At 65.2% G+C, this 21,089-nt stretch carries 19 protein-coding genes; 14 read left to right on the top strand and 5 right to left on the bottom strand.

Annotated elements, in window-relative coordinates; genetic code table 11:
- Positions 1 to 7 precede the first annotated feature (7 nt).
- On the bottom strand, positions 8 to 1,807 hold the full coding sequence (locus tag KUH32_RS06885; RefSeq protein WP_217777297.1) for an IlvD/Edd family dehydratase: 1,800 nt from the start codon (positions 1,805 to 1,807) through the stop codon (positions 8 to 10).
- A 70-nt stretch (positions 1,808 to 1,877) separates the two neighbouring features.
- Positions 1,878 to 2,624: an SDR family oxidoreductase gene (locus KUH32_RS06880; protein WP_217777296.1), complete on the bottom strand. Its 747-nt coding sequence runs from the start codon at positions 2,622 to 2,624 to the stop codon at positions 1,878 to 1,880.
- Between the two features lie 91 nt (positions 2,625 to 2,715).
- Between KUH32_RS06880 and KUH32_RS06875 the strand changes: the two genes are divergently transcribed.
- Both KUH32_RS06875 and denD read left to right on the top strand, forming a co-directional pair.
- Complete coding sequence (locus tag KUH32_RS06875; protein ID WP_217777295.1) at positions 2,716 to 3,582, top strand: NAD(P)-dependent oxidoreductase; 867 nt, start codon at positions 2,716 to 2,718, stop codon at positions 3,580 to 3,582.
- A complete protein-coding gene (gene denD / locus KUH32_RS06870; protein ID WP_217777294.1) occupies positions 3,582 to 4,550 on the top strand; it encodes a D-erythronate dehydrogenase in 969 nt (322 codons plus the stop codon). The genes KUH32_RS06875 and denD overlap by 1 nt, the downstream gene beginning before the upstream one ends.
- A gap of 6 nt (positions 4,551 to 4,556) precedes the next feature.
- Here the strand turns inward: denD and KUH32_RS06865 are convergent, their stop codons facing one another.
- Complete coding sequence (locus KUH32_RS06865) at positions 4,557 to 5,216, bottom strand: GntR family transcriptional regulator (RefSeq protein ID WP_217777293.1); 660 nt, start codon at positions 5,214 to 5,216, stop codon at positions 4,557 to 4,559.
- A gap of 189 nt (positions 5,217 to 5,405) precedes the next feature.
- On the opposite strand from KUH32_RS06865, the gene KUH32_RS06860 reads away from it, so the two are divergent.
- The 12 genes from KUH32_RS06860 to KUH32_RS06805 all read left to right on the top strand — a co-directional run bounded on the left by KUH32_RS06860 (position 5,406) and on the right by KUH32_RS06805 (position 17,733).
- Positions 5,406 to 6,422 (top strand): TRAP transporter substrate-binding protein, encoded by a 1,017-nt coding sequence (locus KUH32_RS06860; RefSeq protein ID WP_217777292.1) that lies wholly within the window; start codon positions 5,406 to 5,408, stop codon positions 6,420 to 6,422.
- Between the two features lie 71 nt (positions 6,423 to 6,493).
- Positions 6,494 to 7,390 (top strand): TRAP transporter small permease subunit, encoded by an 897-nt coding sequence (locus tag KUH32_RS06855; protein ID WP_217777291.1) that lies wholly within the window; start codon positions 6,494 to 6,496, stop codon positions 7,388 to 7,390.
- Positions 7,391 to 7,394: 4 nt separating this feature from the next.
- A complete protein-coding gene (locus tag KUH32_RS06850; protein ID WP_217777290.1) occupies positions 7,395 to 9,095 on the top strand; it encodes a TRAP transporter large permease in 1,701 nt (566 codons plus the stop codon).
- Between the two features lie 9 nt (positions 9,096 to 9,104).
- Positions 9,105 to 10,046, top strand: a complete 942-nt coding sequence (locus KUH32_RS06845) for a phytanoyl-CoA dioxygenase family protein (RefSeq protein ID WP_217777289.1) — start codon at positions 9,105 to 9,107, stop codon at positions 10,044 to 10,046.
- Between the two features lie 5 nt (positions 10,047 to 10,051).
- Positions 10,052 to 11,560: a UxaA family hydrolase gene (locus tag KUH32_RS06840; protein ID WP_217777288.1), complete on the top strand. Its 1,509-nt coding sequence runs from the start codon at positions 10,052 to 10,054 to the stop codon at positions 11,558 to 11,560.
- Complete coding sequence (locus tag KUH32_RS06835) at positions 11,560 to 12,450, top strand: phytanoyl-CoA dioxygenase family protein (RefSeq protein WP_217777287.1); 891 nt, start codon at positions 11,560 to 11,562, stop codon at positions 12,448 to 12,450. The genes KUH32_RS06840 and KUH32_RS06835 overlap by 1 nt, the downstream gene beginning before the upstream one ends.
- Positions 12,451 to 12,460: 10 nt before the next feature.
- Positions 12,461 to 13,348: an NAD(P)-dependent oxidoreductase gene (locus tag KUH32_RS06830; RefSeq protein WP_217777286.1), complete on the top strand. Its 888-nt coding sequence runs from the start codon at positions 12,461 to 12,463 to the stop codon at positions 13,346 to 13,348.
- 3 nt (positions 13,349 to 13,351) lie between these two features.
- Positions 13,352 to 14,266 (top strand): DMT family transporter, encoded by a 915-nt coding sequence (locus tag KUH32_RS06825; RefSeq protein ID WP_348541092.1) that lies wholly within the window; start codon positions 13,352 to 13,354, stop codon positions 14,264 to 14,266.
- The gene (locus KUH32_RS06820) at positions 14,263 to 15,300 is read left to right on the top strand and encodes a Gfo/Idh/MocA family protein (RefSeq protein WP_217777285.1); all 1,038 of its coding nucleotides are present in this window, start codon (positions 14,263 to 14,265) and stop codon (positions 15,298 to 15,300) included. The genes KUH32_RS06825 and KUH32_RS06820 overlap by 4 nt, the downstream gene beginning before the upstream one ends.
- Complete coding sequence (locus KUH32_RS06815) at positions 15,297 to 16,301, top strand: Gfo/Idh/MocA family protein (protein ID WP_217777284.1); 1,005 nt, start codon at positions 15,297 to 15,299, stop codon at positions 16,299 to 16,301. The genes KUH32_RS06820 and KUH32_RS06815 overlap by 4 nt, the downstream gene beginning before the upstream one ends.
- Positions 16,298 to 17,341 carry a Gfo/Idh/MocA family protein gene (locus KUH32_RS06810; RefSeq protein WP_217777283.1) on the top strand — a complete coding sequence of 348 codons (1,044 nt, stop codon included), beginning with the start codon at positions 16,298 to 16,300 and terminating at the stop codon, positions 17,339 to 17,341. The genes KUH32_RS06815 and KUH32_RS06810 overlap by 4 nt, the downstream gene beginning before the upstream one ends.
- Before the next feature lie 110 nt (positions 17,342 to 17,451).
- Positions 17,452 to 17,733 carry a DUF4242 domain-containing protein gene (locus KUH32_RS06805; protein WP_254899000.1) on the top strand — a complete coding sequence of 94 codons (282 nt, stop codon included), beginning with the start codon at positions 17,452 to 17,454 and terminating at the stop codon, positions 17,731 to 17,733.
- Positions 17,734 to 17,801: 68 nt separating this feature from the next.
- Here KUH32_RS06805 and KUH32_RS06800 read toward each other — a convergent pair whose 3' ends face one another.
- Together KUH32_RS06800 and KUH32_RS06795 are read right to left on the bottom strand one after the other, a co-directional pair.
- The gene (locus KUH32_RS06800) at positions 17,802 to 19,346 is read right to left on the bottom strand and encodes an ABC transporter substrate-binding protein (RefSeq protein ID WP_217777282.1); all 1,545 of its coding nucleotides are present in this window, start codon (positions 19,344 to 19,346) and stop codon (positions 17,802 to 17,804) included.
- Positions 19,347 to 19,415: 69 nt separating this feature from the next.
- Positions 19,416 to 21,086, bottom strand: coding sequence for an ABC transporter ATP-binding protein (locus tag KUH32_RS06795; protein ID WP_217777281.1), 1,671 nt, complete (start codon positions 21,084 to 21,086; stop codon positions 19,416 to 19,418).
- Between the last annotated feature and the right edge of the window lie 3 nt (positions 21,087 to 21,089).

Raw genomic sequence — 21,089 nt, 5'->3', positions numbered from 1 at the left:
GCTGTCTTCAATGATTGTCGCGCGGCAGATGCCTGCGCGAGATGTCCTTGTAGTCGTCGGCCCCGCGCAAGGTCATCCCCTCGTCGAACCGGCCGACCCGATCGCGGAAGATCTCTTGCCAGGGCGACTGGCTCTCGGGCACCGGATAGCCGCCGGCGGCTTCCAGTGCCCGCGCCCGGTCGGCCAGTTCTTCGACGCTGACCAGCATGTCGGCGGTGCATTTGTTCAGATCGATCCGCACCCGGTCGCCGTTGCGCAGCAGCGCCAGCCCGCCGCCGGATGCCGCCTCGGGCGAGGCATTCAGGATCGACGGGCTGCCCGACGTGCCCGATTGCCGCCCGTCGCCCACGCAGGGCAACGCCTCGACACCCTTCTTCAGCAGGTAGGACGGCGCGCGCATGTTCACCACCTCGGCGCCGCCCGGATATCCCTTGGGCCCCGCGCCGCGCATGAACAGGATGCAATTCTCGTCGATACCCTCGGACGGGTCGTCGATGCGGTGATGGAAATCCTCGGGCCCGTCGAACACCACCGCACGCCCTTCGAACGCGTTGGGATCGTCAGGGTTTGACAGATAGCGCTTGCGGAAATCTGCGCTGATGACGCTGGTCTTCATGATCGCGCTGTCGAACAGGTTGCCGGTCAGGTTGATGAAACCGGCATGCTCCTTCAGCGGCTCGCTGACCGGCTTGATGACGCGTGTGTCCTCGGACCGCCGCGAACCGCAATTCTCGCCCATCGTGCGGCCATTGGCGGTCAGCGCCTGCGGATGCGGCAGCAGCCCGCCGGCCATCAGCTCGCCCACCACGGCGGGAACCCCGCCGGCATGCTGGTAATCCTCGCCCAGGTATTCGCCCGCGGGCTGCAGGTTGACCAGCAGCGGCACGTGATGGCCGATCCGCTGCCAGTCGTTGTTGTCGAGCGGCACACCCAGGTGACGGGCGATGCCGTTGAGGTGAATGGGCGCGTTGGTCGACCCCCCGATGGCCGAGTTGATGACGATGGCATTCTCGAAGGCTTCGCGCGTCATGATGTCGGACGGCCGCAGGTCCTCCCACACCATCTCGACGATCCGCCGCCCGGTCTCATAGGCCATCTGACCGCGTTCTCGATAGGGCGCGGGGATCGCCGCCGAACCGGGCAATTGCATGCCCAACGCCTCGGCCAGCGAATTCATCGTCGTTGCCGTGCCCATCGTGTTGCAATAGCCCACCGACGGCGCCGAAGACGCCACCAGCTCCATGAAGCCGTCGGCGTCGATCTCGCCCGCCGCCATCATCTCGCGTGCCTTCCAGACGATGGTGCCGCTGCCGGTACGCTCACCGCGGAACCAGCCGTTCAGCATCGGCCCCACCGAAAAGGCGATGGCCGGGATGTTCACCGTCGCCGCCGCCATCAGCAGCGCCGGCGTGGTCTTGTCACAGCCGATATTCAGAACCACGCCGTCCAGCGGATAGCCGAACAGCGTCTCGACCAGCGACAGATAGGCCAGGTTGCGGTCCAGCATCGCGGTGGGACGCTTTCCGGTTTCCTGGATCGGATGCACCGGCACCTCGATGCAGGTGCCGCCCGCGGCGATGATGCCGTCGCGCAGCCGCTTGGACAATTCCAGGTGATGCCGGTTGCAGGGCGAAAGATCGCTGCCGGTCTGCGCGATCGCGATGATCGGCTTGCCGCCTTGCAGTTCTTCGCGCGTCAGCCCGTAATTCAGGTAGCGCTCCAGATACAGCGCCGTCATCTCCGGATTGTCCGGGTTCATGAACCACTTGCGCGACCGCAGGTCCTCGATTCCGATTTTCTTGGCCATCTCTCGTCCCGGGATATGCAGCAGACCGCCCTGCTGCTTCTTCTCTTTGAAAAATACGCAAACCGCGCGCTCAGCCAGACCACCCGCCGTCGATCACGAAGGGCTGCCCGGTGGTAAAGGCCGACTCGTCGCTGGCCAGGTAGACCACCAATGCCGCGATCTCCTCGGCCTTGGCAACCCGGCCCATCGGCTGGCGCGACACGAACTGGCGCAGCGCCTCTTCGTAGCTGCCCACCTGTTCGCCCAGCGACTTGACCCGGTCATGCCAGGACGGGCTTTCCACCGTGCCGGGGCAGATGCAGTTGCAGCGGATGCCCCTGGTGATGAAATCCACCGCCACCGATTTCGTCATCCCGATCACCGCCGCCTTGGTGGTGCCATAGATGAACCGGTTGGGCGCGCCGATCACCGACGAACAGGCCGACGACATGTTGATGATCGACCCGCCCCCGCGTTCCAGCATCCCCGGCAGCGCCGCCCGCATGGTACGGAACATCGACCGGACGTTCAGGTCCAGGGCGAAATCCCATTCCTCGTCCTGTGCTTCCAGGACCGAGCCGTGATGCACGAAGCCCGCGCAGTTGAACAACACGTCCGGCCGCGCCCGCGCCATGCCCTGCGCCACGCTGTCGGGATCGCGGACATCCAGCACGAAGGCTTCGATCCCGTCTCCCAGGCCCGCCAGCGCGGCCTCGTTGATGTCGGTGGCGAAGACCTGCGCGCCTTCGGCCGCCATGGCCAGCACGCTGGCGCGCCCGATCCCCTGGCCCGCCGCCGTGACCAGCGCGCGCTTGCCGTCCAGTCGACCCATGTCCATCCCTCCCGGATTGCCCCTTTCGGCGGCGTGTTTTTTTGTTAGCGTAGGACAGCGCGCCGGGCTTGGCCAGAGCGCGCGAGGGGAGGGACGCATGAAACTCGCATTGCTGGGAACGGGCCTGATGGGCCTGCCGATGTCGCGCAATCTGCTGAAGGCCGGTCACGAACTGACGGTCTGGAACCGCACCCGGACCAAGGCCGAACCGCTTGCCGCGGACGGTGCGCGCATCGCCGACGCGGCGGGCGACGCGGTCAAGGACGCCGAAATCGTCATTTCCATGCTCAGCGACGGGCCGACGGTTCTGGCCCTCCAGCGCGCGGTTGCCGGCGCGATGCGGCCCGGCGCGCTGTGGATCGACATGTCGTCCACCAAACCCGAAGAGGCCCGCGCGCAGGCCGCCGCCCTGGCAGAACGCGGCATCGACCATCTCGACGCGCCGGTATCCGGCGGCACCAAGGGCGCCGAGGCCGCGACGCTGGCGATCATGGCGGGAGGCGAAGCGACGGCCTTTGCCCGGGCCGAGCCGGTTCTCAAGGCGATGGGCCGGCCCGTGCATGTCGGCCCCACCGGAACCGGTCAGCTGTCCAAGCTGGCCAATCAGACCATCGTCGCCGTGACCATCGGCGCCGTGGCCGAGGCGATGCTGCTGGCGGTGCAGGGCGGCGCCGATCCGGCGGCGTTGCGCAACGCGCTGAAGGGCGGGTTCGCCGACAGCGTGATCCTGCAACAGCACGGCGAACGCATGACCACCGGCAATTTCGAACCGGGCGGGCTGACCAAGTTCCAGATCAAGGATCTGGACAACGTTCTGGCCGAAGCCGCCAGCCTGAACCTGACCCTGCCGATGACGCAATCGGTGCGCGACCGTTTCGTCACCTTTATGACCGAAATGGATGGCGGCGACCGCGACCATTCCGGCCTTTATCTCGAACTCAAGCAGCGCAACGGACTGATCTGATGACCCGCATTCTGATTCTCGGCGGCGGCGGCATGGTCGGCCAGAAACTGGCGCGCCGCCTGCTCGACACCGGAACCCCTGCCGATGCGATCACCCTACATGACCTGGGCTTTCCGCCGGATGGCGCAGCGGTTGCGGACAAGCGCAGCGGCGATCTGTCGGTGCTGGCCGAAGGCGCCGCGCTGGCCGCCGAGCGCTTTGACCTGATCTACTTCCTCGCCTCGGTGGTCTCGGGCGAGGCCGAGGCCGATTTCGACAAGGGCTGGCAAACCAACCTGACCCCGCTCTGGGCCTTTCTCGAGGCGCTGCGCGCGCAGCACCGTGCGACCGGCGGCGCCTATGTGCCGCGGCTGGTCTTCACCTCGTCCATCGCCGTCTTTGGCGGGCCCTATCCCGACAGGATCACCGACGATTTCCTGCAATCGCCGCAGACCAGCTATGGCGCGCAAAAGGCCGCCTGCGAATTGCTGATCCAGGATTTCAGCCGCAAGGGATTCATCGATGGCATGGCGCTGCGCCTGCCGACGATCTGCGTGCGCCCGGGCAAGCCGAACAAGGCGGCGTCGTCCTTTTTCTCGGGCATCATCCGCGAACCGTTGAACGGCCAGCCGGCGGTCCTGCCGGTGGCCGACACCGTGCGCCATTGGCACGCCTCGCCGCGTTCCGCCGCGCGCTTTCTGACCCATGCCGCGACGCTGGACACCGCCCGGCTCGAAGGGCGCCGTGCGCTCAACCTGCCGGGCCTCAGCTGCACCGTCGCCGAACAGATCGAAGCGCTGCGCGATGTGGCCGGCAATGATGTGGTCAAGCTGATCCGCCACGAACCGGACGAGACGATCCAGCGAATCGTCGCCGGCTGGCCCCGCGATTTCGACCCGGTGCGCGCCCGCGCGCTCGGCTTCGAGGCCGAAAGCGATTTCAAGGACATCATCGAGATTTACCTGGCCGATGACGGGCCGGTTCGCTAGCACGGGCTAGCCGGCCACCGGTTCGGGCGCGTCGTGGCGCAAGTGCCGCGCCAGGTGATCGTGGATCTTCTGGCGGGTCAGGGCTTCGTTCCCCGACAGCGCCGCGTTCAGGATTTCCTGGTGATGCTGGATGTTCATCGAAATGAAATCGAACCCCAGGTCCTCGACCATCAATTGCTGCCGGAACCGGCAGTAGACCCGGTAGTGGGTTTCCTTCAGCACGTCCGACCCGCAAGACGCGATCAGGGTCTGATGGAAATGCTGTTCGGCGGCGAACCACAGGTCGACGAAAGGCGACTTGTCGTCGGCGCCCTGCATGCGCGTCTCGAGATGGCTGAGTTGATGATGCGCGGCCGAAAGCTGCGCCTCCCAGGCAACGCCGCCGTGGCGAATCGACAACGCCGCGCCCTCGGCCTCGAGCAGCACGCGAAGATGCGTCAGTTCCCGAAGCAGCGCGTCCGAGCGACGCGGAACCCGGAACCCGCGTTGTTCCTGGAACGTCACCAGCCCCAGCGTCGACAGGCGGAACAGGGCCTCGCGCACGGTGCTGGCGGAACAGCCGAATTCCTGTTTCAGCGCCTCTGCGCGCACCTTTGCCCCGTGATCGTAAACGTTCGTCATCAGCCGATGTCGCAGCGTTTCGAATATATCGACTGCACCCGCCATGTGGCCCCTCTGCCGACCTGATACCGGGCACGCTAGCGCCGGAAACTTCGAAATCCTATCAAAATCTCGAAATTTTCGATAATTTCTCTTTTTTGTTGGCAGGTCTGGACCCCGTTGCTAGGGTTCCGCCACGGCATCTTCAAAGGACGGACAACTCCGCATCGAAGATGCATCCATAGGGAGGACCACATGAAAACGATCGTGAAGGCCGCAGCCGCGGCCGCTCTGGTTGCGTCGACGGCACTGACCGCAAGCGCGGAAACCACCAAGCTGCGCATCCAGACGCACTATGCCCCGGAAACCGTGTCGGGCAAACTGGCCGCTCAGTACATCGAAGACATCCAGACGATGTCGAATGGCGAAATCGAAGTCGAGATGTTCTACAGCTCGTCGGTCGTGAAATCGGTCGAAACCTTCGACGCCGCGGCCACCGGCATCCTCGATTGCGACATGACGGGCGGCGGATACCAGACCGGCAAGAACAGCGCGTTCCAGTTCGTCGGCGACATCATGGGCGGCTATGACACGCCGTATCAGCAGCTGAGCTGGCTGTATTACGGCGGCGGTCTCGAAGCCGCGGCGCCGCTTTACAACAAGTACGGCATGGAGCTGATCGGCTGGTGGGTCTACGGGCAGGAAAGCTTTGCCTCGTCCAAGCCGATCGCCAAGGTCGAGGACTTCAAGGACTGGAAATTCCGCTCGCCCCCGGGCATGGAAACCAAGATCTTCGAAAAGCTGGGCGCCAAGCCGATCGTGATGGATTTCACCGAAATCTTCACCGCGCTGGAAACCGGCATCATCGACGGCGCCGACGCGTCCGGCCTGGCCAACAACGTGGGCCTGGGTCTCTATGACATCGTCAAATACGCCAACTTCCCCGGCTTCCATTCGATGCCGTCCGATCACCTGGCCTGCAACAAGGCGGTCTTTGACGCGATGCCGGCGCATCACCAGAGGATCATGAAGGTGGCGATGGAGGCACTGGCGCTGCGCACCGCGCTGACCTTCGAAAAGGCCAATGCCGAAGCGGCGGCCAAGCTGCGCGCCGATGGCGTGACCCTGTCGCAGTGGGCGCCCGAGGAACTGGCCAAGTTCCGTGCCGCGGCCCAGGCCACCTGGCCCGAGTTTGCCGACACGCCCGAAGCCAAGGCGCTGGTCGACAGCCACATGGCCTATCTGGCGCAACTGGGCCTCGTGTCCCAGTAAACCGAAGACACCGAAAGGCCCCGGGCGAATCCGGGGCCTTTTTTGCGCTTTGACTTGGGGGGAGCGGGTCGATGCACGAGAAATCCGGATCGCTGATCGAATGGCTGGTGCCGCTGGGCTTCATCCTGTGCGCGGGATGGCTGACCTGGCATCTGCCGGCCTTCACACTGGACTGGACGCCGCCCGAAGACCCCTCGCAGTTCGACAAGCTGTCGGCGCTGTTCAAGCGCAACGACGTGACGCCCAACATGGGCGGGCTGTTCGGCGGTTTCGCCGACGCGGTCGACTGGCTGGCGCTGATCGGCGTGCCGGTCTTCGCGGTGGTCGGCATCGCCACGGTGCGCCGCGCGCCGATGGAATACGAATCCTGGCGCGCCGCCGACAAGCTGGCGGTGTTCCTTGGCCGGGTGACGATGATGCTGATCGTGCTGCTGTGCTGCGTGATGCTCTACGAGGTCTTCGTGCGCTACGTGATGTCCGCCGCCACGCTGTGGGCGAACGAGTTGTCGCTTTGGCTCGCGGGTTTCATCTTTCTCACCGCGGGCCTCTACGCGATGCAGCAGCGCAGCCATATCCGCATTTTCCTGCTGTACGACGCCTGCCCGCGTTGGCTGCAGCGCACATTCGACACGATATCGACGCTGCTGATCGTGATGTTCGCCTTCTTCCTGGTCTATGGCGGCTATGGCGAGGCATTCGACAAGTTCTACCGCTGGGAAACCTTCGGCACCGCCTTTGACCCGCCGATCCCGGCGACGATCAAGCCGATGGTGCTGCTGGTCGTGTCTCTGGTCGCCGTTCAGGCGATCATCAACCTGATTTCCGACTGGAACAAGGAACCGGAAATCCACACCGCCGCCGACGATATCGACGAAGAGGAAATCGCCCGCATCCGGGCCGCCGTCGGCGCCGAAGGCATCGGCGACCTGGACGTCACCCGCGGCGCCCACCAGCATTCGAAGGACTGAGCACATGGATATCGGAACCATCTCTCTTGTCCTGATGCTGGGGCTGATCGTGCTTCTGGCCATCGGCATGCCGCTGGGCCTGGCCTCGGCCATCCTGGCGGTGCTCGTGCTGGTGATGAAGTTCGAACCCGAACTGCTGTGGGCGCCATGGACCTTCGGCGACGGCATCCTGACCGGCAGGCCGGGCAGCGGCCCGCTGAACATCCTGGCGCAGAAGATATACGGGCTGCTGACCGACTACGTGCTGATATCCATTCCGCTGTTCATCTTCATGGCGGCGCTGCTGGAACGCTCGGGCATCGCCAAGGACATGTATTCGTCGCTGAACGTCTGGCTGAACCGCACCCGCGGCGGCATCGCCATCGTCACCTCGATCATGGCGGTCATCATGGCCGCGATGTCGGGCATCATCGGCGGAGAGGTGGTGCTGCTGGGCCTGATCGCGCTGCCGCAGATGCTGCGGCTGGGCTACAACCAGAACCTCGCCATCGGCACGATCTGCGCCTCGGGGTCGCTGGGCACGATGATCCCGCCGTCGATCGTTCTGATCATCTACGGGCTGATCACCGAAACCTCGATCAAGGCGCTGTTCACCGCCGCCTTCATCCCCGGTTTCATGCTGGCCAGCTTCATCATCATCTACATCATCATCCGCACCCAGATGAACCCGCACCACGCGCCGCTGGCCGAGGAACGGCTGCACAACGAACTGGCCGCCCTGCCCGAAGGCGACAGCGCCAAGCGTCAGCGGCTGGAAGCGGAGCTGGCCGATTTCGAAGCCCAGCCGCGCGGCTTGGAAAAGCTGATGCTGTTCGGCGGTTTCGTCGCCGTTCTGGTCGCGGGCTTTTCGGTCGCGCTGTTCCTGCGTGCGGCGTTCTTCGAGTTCTCCGGCCAGAACGCCGCCAATACCGGCGCATCCTATGTCTACGGCACCGCCGATTACCTGCCGTGGTTCGGTGGCACCGTGGTGCTGATGCTGGCGCTGATCTTTTTCGTCTTCGGCCGTGATCGCACTGCACAGGGCTGGAACATGGGCAAGGGGCTGGTGCCGCCCATCGTCGTCATCGGCGTCGTCATGGGGTCGATCTATGGTGGCATCACCGGCATCACCGAAGCCGCCGGCATGGGCGCGCTGGCGGTGCTGATCATCGCGATCTTCCGCGGCGAGGCATCGTGGGATCTGCTGTGGGACAGCCTGATGCGCACGCTGAAATCCACCGGCACGATCATCTGGGTGACCATCGGTGCCGCCACCCTGGCGGGCGCCTACACGATCGCGGGCGGGCCGACCTATGTCGCGGATTTCATCGTCGGGTCGGAATTGCCGACCATGCTGGTCATCCTGATGATGATGCTGATCCTGCTGTTCATGGGCGCCTTCATGGACTGGGTCGGCATCGTTCTGCTGATCATCCCGGTCTTCCTGCCCATCGTGCAGCGCCTGCCGATCGAGGAAATCGGCCTGCTGGGCGAGCTCAACCCCCGCCACGTGGCGATCTGGTTCGGCGTGGTGTTCTGTATGAACATGCAGGTCAGTTTCCTGTCGCCGCCGTTCGGGCCCGCCGCCTTCTATCTGAAATCCGTGGCGCCGCCGCACATCTCGCTGACCGACATCTTCAAGGGCTTCCTGCCCTTCATCGGCATCCAGATCATCGCCTTGTCGGTTCTGCTGATCTGGCCGAATATCGTGACCATCCTGCTATAGGAGGCCCCCATGCTGACCCAGGACCAGATCGCCCGGTTCCGCACCGACGGCTATCTGGTCGTGCCGGGCGTGATCCCGCCTCGGGTGATCGATGCGATCCGGGTTGAATACGCCGCGCTGATGGACAGCCTTTACGCGAATTGGCAGGCGCAGGGTCTGGTCCCCGAGACCCGGGGCGGGTTCTGGGACAAGCTCAGCCGCAGCTACGCCGCCGGTTGCGACTGGTTCCAGCCCATGGACATCTCGCTGCCCGGTGATGAAATCGCGGCGGATACGCCGATGCATTTCGGCCCCGCCGTGTTCGATCTGGTGATCGACGACCGGCTTCTGGACCTGATCGAAGCGCTGATCGGCCCCGAGATCACCTCGAACCCGATCCAGCATGTGCGCATCAAGCCGCCCAGCCCGCAACTGGCCGCGGACGAAGTGCGCGCCCACATCACCGCCACCGACTGGCACCAGGATCGCGGCGTGGGTCACGAACAGGCCGACACCACCGACATGGTCACCGCCTGGGTGGCGATCACCGACGCCACCGTGGAAAACGGCTGCCTGCAGGTGGTGCCGGGCATCGGCGACGGGCTGCTGCCGCATTGCCCGCAGAAACAGACGGCGATTGCGCCGGGTCGGCTGGATACCGGGCGGGCCGTGCCGCTGCCGGTGGCGTCGGGCGGAGTGGTGCTGTTCCACCCGCTGGTGCCGCATGCCTCGCTGCCCAACCGCTCGGACGGCTTCCGCTGGTCGTTCGACCTGCGCTACAACGTGACCGGCCAGCATACCGGGCGCGAACATTTTCCCAGCTTCGTCGCGCGGTCCCGCGCCGCGCCGGAAACCGAATTGCGTGACTGGCGCGCCTGGAAGGCGTTGTGGGAAGACGCCCGCGCCCGTCTCAGCCGAAAGGCGCATATCCCCATCCACCGCTGGGCCTCAGACGCCCCCTATTGTGCGTGAACGCCATGGATTACGTCCGACTCGACCCCTCCGACAATGTCGTCACCGCCACCCGCGCGCTCGCGGTCGGCCATCCGGTCGAAACCACGCAGACCCGCGCGCTGATCCCGTCCGGGCACAAGATCGCAACGGCGGATATCGCCAAGGGCGCGGCGATCCGCAAATACGCCCAGATCATCGGCTATGCGGCTGAACCGATCGCGGCCGGCGAACACGTCCATACCCACAACGTGGAATTCCGCGCCACGGCGGGCGATTACGAGTTCTCTACCGACCTGCGACCGGTTGAGCCGGTCGCGCAGGACCGGCGCGACACCTTCATGGGCTATCGCCGTGCGGGTGGCCGCGTAGGCACGCGCAATTACATCGCCATCGTCACATCGGTGAACTGTTCGGCCACCGCCGCGCGCATGATCGCGGACCACTTCACGTCCGAGCGGCTGGCACCCTATCCCAATGTCGACGGGGTTGCCGCCTTCGTGCATGGCACCGGATGCGGCATGGCCGGGTCGGGCGACGGGTTCGAGGCGCTGCAGCGCGTGATGTGGGGCTATGCCCGCCACCCCAACCACGCGGGCGTGCTGATGGTGGGGCTGGGCTGCGAGATGAACCAGATCGACTGGCTGCTCGAAGCCTACGGGCTGGAACAGGGGCCGCTGTTCCAGACGATGAACATCCAGAACGTCGCCGGGCTGCGCAAGACCGTCGAGATGGGCATCGCCAAGATCGAGGCGATGCTGCCGCTTGCCAACCAGGCCACGCGAACGCCCTGCCCGGCGTCAGAGCTGACCGTGGCCCTGCAATGCGGCGGGTCCGACGCCTGGTCGGGCATCACCGCCAACCCCGCGCTTGGCCATGCCACCGACCTGCTGGTCGCCCAGGGCGGCACCGGTGTGCTGGCCGAAACGCCGGAAATCTACGGCGCCGAACACCTGCTGACCCGCCGCGCCATCGACCGCGCCACCGGCGACCGTTTGATCGGGCTGATCCGCTGGTGGGAGGATTACACCGCCCGCAACCAAGGCAGCATGGACAACAACCCAAGCCCCGGGAACAAGAAGGGCGGGCTGACGACGATCCTGGAAAAATCCCTGGGCGCCGCGGCCAAGGGCGGCACCACGCCGCTGACCGGTGTCTACAAATACGCCGAACAGGTCACGGCCCGCGGCTTTACCTTCATGGACAGCCCCGGCTACGACCCCGCCAGCGTCACCGGGCAGATCGCGGGCGGCTGCAACCTGGTCTGTTTCACCACCGGGCGCGGATCGGCCTTTGGGTCGAAACCCGCCCCGACGATCAAGGTGGCGACCAATTCCGAGATGTATACCCGGATGACCGACGACATGGACGTCAACGCCGGCACCATCCTGACCGACGGCGTCAGCGTCGAGGCCAAGGGCCGCGAGATCTACGAGATGTTCCTGCGGGTGGCCAGCGGCGAGGCCAGCAAATCCGAAGCGCAGGGCCTGGGCGATTACGAATTCGTCCCCTGGCAGATCGGTGCGGTGATGTGATGGCCGAAGTTCTCACCCCCGACCAGATCGCGTTCTACCAGGAACACGGCTATCTCGTCGTCGAAAACCAGATCCCCGAGGACTGGTTGCGCAGGATCAGAGACGAAATCGCCCGGTTCGAGGATGAGGCCGCCACGATGACCGCCTCGAACGACCGGCTCGACCTCGAAGACACGCACACGCCCGAAAACCCGCGCCTGCGCCGCATCAAGCTGCCGCACACGATCAGCGACGTGATGCGCGACCTGATGTTCTCCGACCACGTGCTGGCCCCCGCGCGCGACCTGATCGGCCCGGATATCCGGCTGCATACCACCAAGCTGAACATGAAATCCGCGGGCTACGGCGCGGCGGTGGAATGGCACCAGGACTATGCCTTCTATCCCCACACCAACGACGACATCCTCGCCATCGGCGTGCTGATCGACGACATGGGGCTGGAAAACGGACCCTTGATGGTCTTTCCCGGCTCGCATCGCGGCCCGGTCTTCGACCACCATGCCGACGGCGTCTTTGCCGGGGCGATGTCGCTGAAAGCCGCCGGCTTGAACCCCGAGGATGCGGTTCCCCTGACCGGTCCGGCCGGGTCGATTTCCATCCATCACGGACGAATCGTGCATGGATCGGCTCTGAACACCTCCGATCGTGCCCGCCGCCTGCTGTTCTACGAGATGATGGCCGCCGATGCCTTTCCCATCATGGGGTCGATGACGAAATGGGACGGGATCGCGGATTACAACGCCCGGATGCTCTGCGGCGAACCCACGCTGACGCCGCGGCTCAAGGACATCCCGATCCGCATTCCCCAGCCGCAACCCGACAAGCCCTGGTCGATCTATGAAATCCAGAAGGGATTGAAGGATCGCGCCTTCGAAACCGCCAAAGACTGAAAGGAACCCCATGCCCCAGCCCACCATCGGATTCATCGGCCTCGGCCTGATGGGCGGCGCCATGGTGCAGCGCCTGCAGGATCGGGGATACGCCCTGACCGTCATCGCCAACCGCAACCGGACCCATGTCGACAAGGCCGTCGCGCGGGGCGCAACCGAGGTCACCACCGCGCGCGAGATCGCCACCGCCTCGGACATCGTGATGCTTTGCATGGACACGTCCGCCAACGTCGAATCCCGCATGCGCGGGCCGGACGGCGTGATCGCCGGTTTGAAACCGGGCGCCCTGGTCATCGATTTCGGAACGTCGCTGCCCGCCTCGACCAGGGCCCTGGGGCAAGAGGTCGCCGCGGCGGGCGCGACGATGCTTGACGCACCGCTGGGTCGCACGCCATCCCATGCCGTCGACGGGCTATTGAACATCATGTGCTCGGGCGACAAGGCTGCCTTCGACACCGCAAAACCGGTTCTGGACGATCTGGGCGAGAATGTCTTTCACCTCGGTCCGCTCGGCACCGGGCATACGATCAAGTTGATCAACAACTTCTTCGGCATGACCGTCGCCAACGCGATGGCCGAAGCCTATGCCATGGCCGATGTCACGGGCGTGGACCGGCAACAGCTCTACGACGTGATGTCCGCCGGTCCGCTGAAGTCGGGCATGATGGATTTCGTCTCGGCCTACGGGCTGAAAGGCGACCCGACCCAACTGGCCTTCGCGATCAAGAACGCCGCCAAGGATGTGGGCTATTACACGCAGATGGCCAGCGACGCGGGGGTGACGTCTGTCATGTCGCAATGCGCGCTGGCCGCGATGTCCGATGCCCGCGACAGCGGCAGGGCCGACGACATGGTCGGCCAGATGGTCGACTATTTCGCCGACCGCTACGCGGGCTGACCCGTGGCGCTTGCCAAGGCAGCCCCGGCCGATCGTGCCGCGCTTGGCATCGTCATGACGCTGGCGGCCTATCTGTGTTTCGCTTTCGTCGACGTGCCGGTGAAATGGCTGGTCCTGACCGGTCTTCCCGCGGTGCAACTGGCCTTCATGCGCTACGCGCCGCATTTCGCGATATCGACCCTGTTGCTGCTTAAAAGCGGTGGCATGGCGGCGTTCCGATGCCCGATGATGGGGCTGGTCCTGCTGCGCGGCGCGCTTCTGGCTTCGGCGACGCTGTTCAACTTCATAACGCTGAACTACCTGTCGCTGACGATCACCGGCGCGATCATGTTCTCGGCCCCGATCATCGTCTGTGCGCTGTCGATGCCGCTGCTGGGTGAACGGGTGGGGCCGTGGCGCTGGTTCGCCATCTGGCTGGGCTTTGCCGGCGTTCTGGTGGTGATCCGGCCCTTTGGCGACGCGGTGCACTGGATCGCCATCCTGAACGTCTACAATGCCTTTGCCCTGGCGCTTTATTCGATCCTGACGCGCAAGATCGCAGGGATCGTGACGCCGCAGGCGATGCAGTTCTACATGGGCGCGGTCGGCACGGTCACGACCATGCCCTTTGCGCTTGCGGTCTGGACACCGCCCGCCAGCAGTACCGACTGGGCGCTGATGGTCGGCATCGGCGTCTGGGGCTGGGCCGGGCACGAGCTGTTCTCGCGCGCCCATGCCTTTGCCCCCGCCAGCACGCTGATGCCCTACACCTACGCTTTCCTGATCTATCTCGCGATCGGCGGCTATGTCGTCTTCGCCGACCTTCCCGACGGATGGACCCTGATCGGCGCGGCGATCATCGTGGTTTCGGGGCTCATCATCTGGCGTCGCTCTGTACCGCGCGCCGCGACCGCCGCGCAGGTCGAGGTGCCGCGATGAAGGCTCTGTTGATCGGTTCCGGCATGGTGGCACAGACCCATCTGCTGGCGTTGCGCGACAATGCCGCCGGCATCCGCCTTGCCGGCGTTCTGGGCAGGAACAGGGCCGCATTAGAGCCGTTTTGCGCCCGAGCGGGATCGCTGCTGGGCCATGATGTCGCGGCCTTCACCGATCTCGATGCGGCTTTGGCCGACGCCCCCGACATGGCCGTTCTCATCACCCCTCCCGATACGCGGCTCGATTATGCCCGGCGGCTTTCGCGGGCCGCTATCCCGACGCTGATGGAAAAGCCGGTGGAACGGACACTGGATGCCGCCCGGCGCATCGTGGCGGCCTATGACACCAGCGGCGTGCCGCTTGGTCTGTGCTTTCAGCACCGCACGCGGGCGGCCTCGCAACGGCTCAAGACGCTGATGACCGGCGGGACGTTGGGCGATGTCGTTCATGTCGAGATCGACGTGCCGTGGTGGCGCGACCAGGCCTATTACGACGCGCCCGGCCGCGGCACCTATGCCCGCGACGGCGGCGGGGTGATGATCAACCAGGCGATCCACACGCTGGATCTCGCGCTGTGGCTTTGCGGCCCGGTCGCCCGGCTTCAGGCCCTGATGCGCACCAGCCCTTTGCACGCGATGGAGGCCGAGGACATCGCCGCCGCGTTGCTGACCTTTGCCAGCGGCGCGACCGGCACCTTGCGCGCCACCACCACGGCTTATCCCGGCCTGGCAGAAAGCCTGACGCTGACCACCACCCGCGCCCGCATCCGGCTGCAGGGTGACGCCTTGACCCTGCACTGGCTGGACGGGCACGAAGACGCGTTCCTGCCCGACAGCGCAGGCGGCACCGGCGGCGGTGCCGATCCGATGGCCTTCACCCATGCATGGCACCAATCCGTGCTCGAGGATTTCGCCGGCGCGATCCGCGACAACCGCCCGCCGCTGGCACCGGGCCGCGAGGCGCTGCATGTCCATGCCGTGATCGACGCGATGGAACGCGCCGCGCGGTCGGGCCAGACCGAAGAGGTTTCGCAATGACCCTGACCTTCGTCGCCCTGGGGCTGGATCACCGGCACATCTACGGCATGACCGAAAACATGCTGCGGGTCGGCGCGCGCTGCCTTGGCTACTGGACCGAAGGCAATCCCGAAACGCTGGACGGCTTTACCAAGCGGTTCCCCGATCTGTCCCGTTTCGAACGGATTCAGGACGTATTGGCCCTGGGCGCGGACCTCGCGCTGATCTCGGCCATTCCCGCCGACCGCGCCGCATTGGCGATCCGGGCGATGGAATCCGGCCATGACGTGATGACCGACAAGCCGGGCTGCACCGACCTTGCGCAACTCGACGCCATCCGCGCCACCGTCACCGAGACCGGGCGCATCTGGTCGATCAATTTCTCGGAACGGTTCGAGGTGCCCTGCGTCACGCTGGCCGACCAACTGGTGCAAGACGGCGCCATCGGGCGCGTCGTGCACACGACCGGGTTGGGGCCGCACCGGCTCAATCGTGCGACAAGACCCGGCTGGTTCTTCCGGCGCGACCGCTATGGCGGTATCCTGACCGATATCGCATCGCACCAGATCGACCAGTTCCTGCATTTCACAGGCTCTGATACGGCGGAAATCGCCATGGCGCACGTAGCCAACCACGCCAATCCCGGCGATCCCGGACTGCAGGACTTCGGTGAAATCGCCCTGCGCTCAGATCGAGCGTCAGGCTATATCCGGGTCGACTGGTACACGCCCGACGCGCTGCCGAACTGGGGTGACGGGCGGCTGACGCTGCTGGGAACCAATGGCTATATCGAGCTGCGTAAATATGTCGATGTCGGCGGGCGCGACGGCACCGATCACCTGATCCTGGTCAATGGCGAACGTTGCGAGACCATCGATGCGCGGGACGCCGGGCTGCCGTATTTCGATCGGCTGGCCCACGACATCGCGCATCGCGCCGAAACCGCGATGACGCAGGCGCATTGCTTTGCGGTGATGGACCTGGCCCTGCGCGCCCAGGCCATCGCCGAGGCCGCGCCATGATCCGGGTCGCCATCCTGGGTGGCGGGATCGGGGAACAGCACCTGGCCGCCTACCGCGCGCTGCCGGATTTCGCCGTCGCGCTGATCGTCGATCAGGACGAAGCCCGGCGCAACAGGCTCTGTTCCGACGAAATCGCCGGAGCATCCAGCATCGAAACAGCGCTGGACAGCGACGTCGACCTCATCGACATCTGCCTTCCGCCGCACCTGCACGCGCAGACCGCCATCACGGCGCTGCAGGCCGGCAAACACGTGATCTGCGAAAAGCCGCTGGCCACGTCGCTGGACGATGTGGACCAGATCGCCGCGGCGGCGGACAAGGCTGCACGACGGGTCTTTCCGGTGTTCCAGTATCGCTTTGGCCCGGCCTTCGCACAGCTTCAGGCCCTGCGCGATGCCGGCCTCACCGGCGGGCCAAGGGTGGCCGCGCTCGAGACGCATTGGTGCCGCAAGGCCGAGTATTACGCGGTGCCATGGCGTGGCACCTGGGCGGGCGAACAGGGGGGCGCGATTCTGGGTCATGCGATCCACGCCCATGATCTGCTGTGTCACTATTTCAGCCCGATCCGCACGATCTCCGGGGCTCTGACCACCTTGTGCAATCCCATCGAAACCGAGGATTGCGCGGCGCTGACCTTTGCGCTGGATGGTGGCGCGCTGGCCACGTCGTCGATCACTTTGGGCGCGGCGCGCGACGAAACGCGCCTGCGCTTGGTCTATGAAAACCTGACGGCGACTTCGGCCACCACGCCCTACGCGCCCGGTTCCGGCGCCTGGACCTTCACGGCCCGCGATCCGGCCGACCAGCCCGCCATCGACGCCTGCATCGCCGCGGCGCCGCGGCAGGCACCGGGATTCGCGGGTTTTCTGGCCGAGGTCGCCAAGGCGCTGTCCGGCCGTCCCGCAGCGGATGTCACGCTGCAGGATGGCCGCCGGTCGATCGAACTGGTGACGGCGATCTACGAAGCGGCGCGCACAGGCGGAACGGTCGCGCTGCCGCTGTCCGCCGATCACCCGATGCGACACGGCTGGCAACCTTAGCCCCGACCGGCAAACACGCCGCCGCGTCTGAAAACCTGTCACCAATTGCCGGCATGACGGCGGACCGCCGAAGGTGCACAATACGGATCGTCACCTGAGGAGGACAAGAAATGACCCTGAAACGCTACATGATCGAACGCGATATCGCTGGCGTCGGTGCGATGTCGGGCAAGGAACTGTGCGGCGCGGCGCAGACGTCGAACCAAGCCCTCGCCGAGCTTGCGCCCAAGGTTCAATGGGAACATTCCTACGTCGCCGGCGACAAGACCTTTTGCGTCTATCTGGCCGAAGACGAAGACGCGATCCGACGCCACGCCGAACTGAGCGGCTTTCCGGCGACCAGGATCACCCCGATCAGCGGGATCATCGACCCGACCACCGCCAACGGCTGACCCGCCCGGGCCGAAACGAAAACGCCCCGCCGGTGTGGCGGGGCGTTTCCCTGTTCAGGCGACGCGATTTACGCGAACCACCAGCGTTCGATCAGGCGCGAGCTGTCCATCTGGAACACGTTGCCGATGGTGCCGGAATTGGCCAGCTTGTTGGAATGCGCATCGACGAAATTGGCGTACATCGGGATCACCGTGCCGCCTTCGGTCGAGATCAGCATCTGCATCTCGTGATACATCTCGCGGCGCTTGGCGCTGTCAAGTTCGGCCCGCGCCGTGAACAGAAGTTCCTGGAAACGGTCGTTGATCCAGCCGGTGTCGTTCCACGGAACGCCGGCCTCGTAGGCGGTCGAGAACATCCAGTCCTCGGTCGCGCGGCCCGACCAGTAGCACGCGCACCACGGCTTTTTCAGCCAGACGTTCGACCAATAGCCATCCGCCGGTTCCTGAACCACGTTGATGTCGATGCCAGCCGCCTTGGCCGAAGCCTGATACAGCTGCGCCGCATCCACCGCGCCGGGGAAGGCCGCGTCGGAGGCCGACAGATCCACCTTGAGCCCGTCCAGCCCGGCCTCTTTCAGCAGCGCCTTGGCCTTGTCCGGATCGTAGTCGTTCAGCGGCAGGTCCTTGGCGAAATACTGGTTGGCCGGACCGATCGGGTTGTCGTTGGCGACCGCGCCGTGACCCAGCAGGATCTTGTCGACCAGTTCCTGGCGGTTGACGGCATGCTTGAGCGCCTGACGCACCTTGACGTTGTCGAAGGGCGACACGCCGGTGAGCATCGGGAAGGTGAAGTGCTGGTTGCCGGTCACCTCGAAGATGCTGATCATCGGGTTTGCGCGCATCAGCGGTTCGGTCTTGAAGTCGACGCGGTTCACGGCGTCGACCTGGCCGGTCATCAGCGCGTTCATCCGGGCCGAGGAATCGTTGATGGCGATCGCTTCGACGCTGTCGAACCAGCCGGCACGGCCATCCTTGTAATGGCCGTCGACGCGGCTCAGCAGGGCGCGCACGCCCGGATCGAAGCTTTCGACCTTGTAAAGACCGGTGCCGATGCCCTTGGCGATGGCCTCTTCGACCTGGCCGGCGGGATACATGCAGATGTGATAGTCCGACAGCAGGAAGGGAAAGTCGGCATTGCCGGCATTCAGGGTCAGTTCGACCTCGTGGTCATTGACCTTCTTCATCTCGCTGATGTTCTCGATGATCGGCTTGGCCGCCGATTTCGCGCCCTCGGCCAGGTGCATGTTCAGCGATTCAAGCACGTCATCGGCACCGAAAGGCTTGCCGTTGTGGAAGGTCACGCCCTGGCGCAGCTTGAAAGTCCAGACCTTGGCGTCGGGGCTGGCTTCCCAGCTTTCGGCCAGTTCGCCGACCAGTTCGCCATCCGCGGCGACCTCGGTCAGGCAGTCGAACACGGCACCATGCGCGAGCATGATCATGAAGCTGTCGGAATGGGTGCGGGCGTCCCAGCTGTCGCTGGTATTGGCGCCGGCAAGCCCCAGCCGCAGCGTGCCGCCGCGGTTCTGCGCGCGCAACGGCAGGCCGGTGGCCGCAAGCACGCCGGCTGCGGCGCCGGTCTTGAGCAGTCCGCGTCTTGAGATGGATCGTGTCATGGTATGTTTCTCCCTGTTGGTTTTCGACGGCTTGAGTCGCCGTCTTCGCCACTCCGTCCGGAGCGATTCCTAGTTTATCTTATCAACGGCCGCGTCACCGATGTTATCAACTCCGCGTTCGGCGAGAAGCTCGGTCAGCCAGTCCGGGTCCATTTCCGGCACCGAGCTGAGCAGAAGATCGGTATATGGGTGGTGCGGCGGTTTGAACATCTCGGTCTTTCGACCTTGTTCCACCACCTCGCCGTCCTTCATCACCACCACCTCGTCTGCGATGGCGCGCACGGTGGCCAGGTCGTGCGTGATGAACATGTAGGCCAGGCCCAGCTCGTCCTGCAGCCGGGCCAACAGCTTGAGGATACCCTCGGCGACCAACTGGTCCAGCGCGCTGGTGACTTCGTCGCAGATGATGAATTTCGGTTCGGCGGCAAGGGCCCGGGCGATGCCGATGCGCTGCTTCTGGCCACCCGAAAGCTCGGATGGCAGGCGGTCGATGAACTGGTCGGCGGGCAGTTCGATCTGGTCCATCAGTTCGGCCACCCGCTTGCGGCGGGCGCTGCCGGTCAGCCCGGTGTAGAATTGCACCGGGCGCCCGATGATGTCGCCGATCCTCTGGCGCGGGTTCAGCGCGGTATCGGCCATCTGGTAGATCATCTGCACCTGGCGCAACTGGTCCTTGCTGCGCTTGCGGTAATCCAGCGGCAACGGGACGCCATCCAGTTCGATATGGCCGATGCGGGGCGGCAACAGCCCGGTGATGCAGCGCGCCGCGGTGGACTTGCCCGAACCGGATTCGCCGACCACCGCCACCGTGCGCCCGGCATGGATGTCGAAACTGACGCCGTGCAGGACGTCGACCTTGCCATAGGCGGCGGTCACGCTCTGGACCGAGATCACCGGAACCGCATCGGTCGCGACCGGCGGTTTCTCCGGCCGTTCGAAGCTGCGCACGGCCCAGAGGCTCTTGGTGTAGTCCTCTTGCGGATGCGACAGCATCTCGCGGGTTTCGGCCTCTTCGACCTCGTCGCCCTTCAGAAGCACCTTCACCCGGTCGGCCATCTGCGCCACGACGGCAAGATCGTGGGTGATGTAGATCGCGGCGGTGTCGAACTGGTCGACGATGTCGCGGATCGCGGCCAGCACCTCGATCTGCGTCGTCACGTCCAGCGCCGTGGTGGGTTCGTCGAAGATGATCAGGTCGGGCCGGCAGGACATCGCCATCGCTGTCATCGCCCGCTGCAATTGTCCGCCCGACACCTGGTGCGGATAGCGAAAGCCGATCTCGTCGGGATTGGGCAGGCGCAGGCGTTCATACAGCTCGATCGCGTCCGCTTCGCTTTCGTCCCGACCCATGACGCCGTGCTGCACCGGCGCCTCGGCATGCTGGTCGATGATGCGATGCGCAGGGTTGAAACTGGCCGCGGCGGATTGCGCGACATAGGCGATGCGCTTGCCCAACAGGGCGCGTTTCTTGGCGGAACTGGCGGCCAGCAGGTCGATCCCGTCGAATTTGACCGTCCCGCCCGAGATCCGGACCCCGTCGCGGGTAAAGCCCATCGCGGCCAGACCCAGCGTCGACTTTCCCGCGCCGGATTCGCCGATCAGGCCCAGCACCTCGCCCCGGTTCAGCGTCAGGTCGACGCCCTTGATGATCGGAATCCAGGTTTCGTCGCTGCGCCCCTCGATATGGATGTCGCGCATCTCGACCAGCAATCTGTCCTGTTTCGGCGTCGTTTGGGACATATC

Source organism: Thalassococcus arenae (assembly GCF_019104745.1).
GTDB classification, from domain to species: domain Bacteria; phylum Pseudomonadota; class Alphaproteobacteria; order Rhodobacterales; family Rhodobacteraceae; genus Thalassococcus_B; species Thalassococcus_B arenae.
Note: the sequence above shows the minus strand (reverse complement) of the source record. Positions and strands in the feature narration are given on the sequence as shown.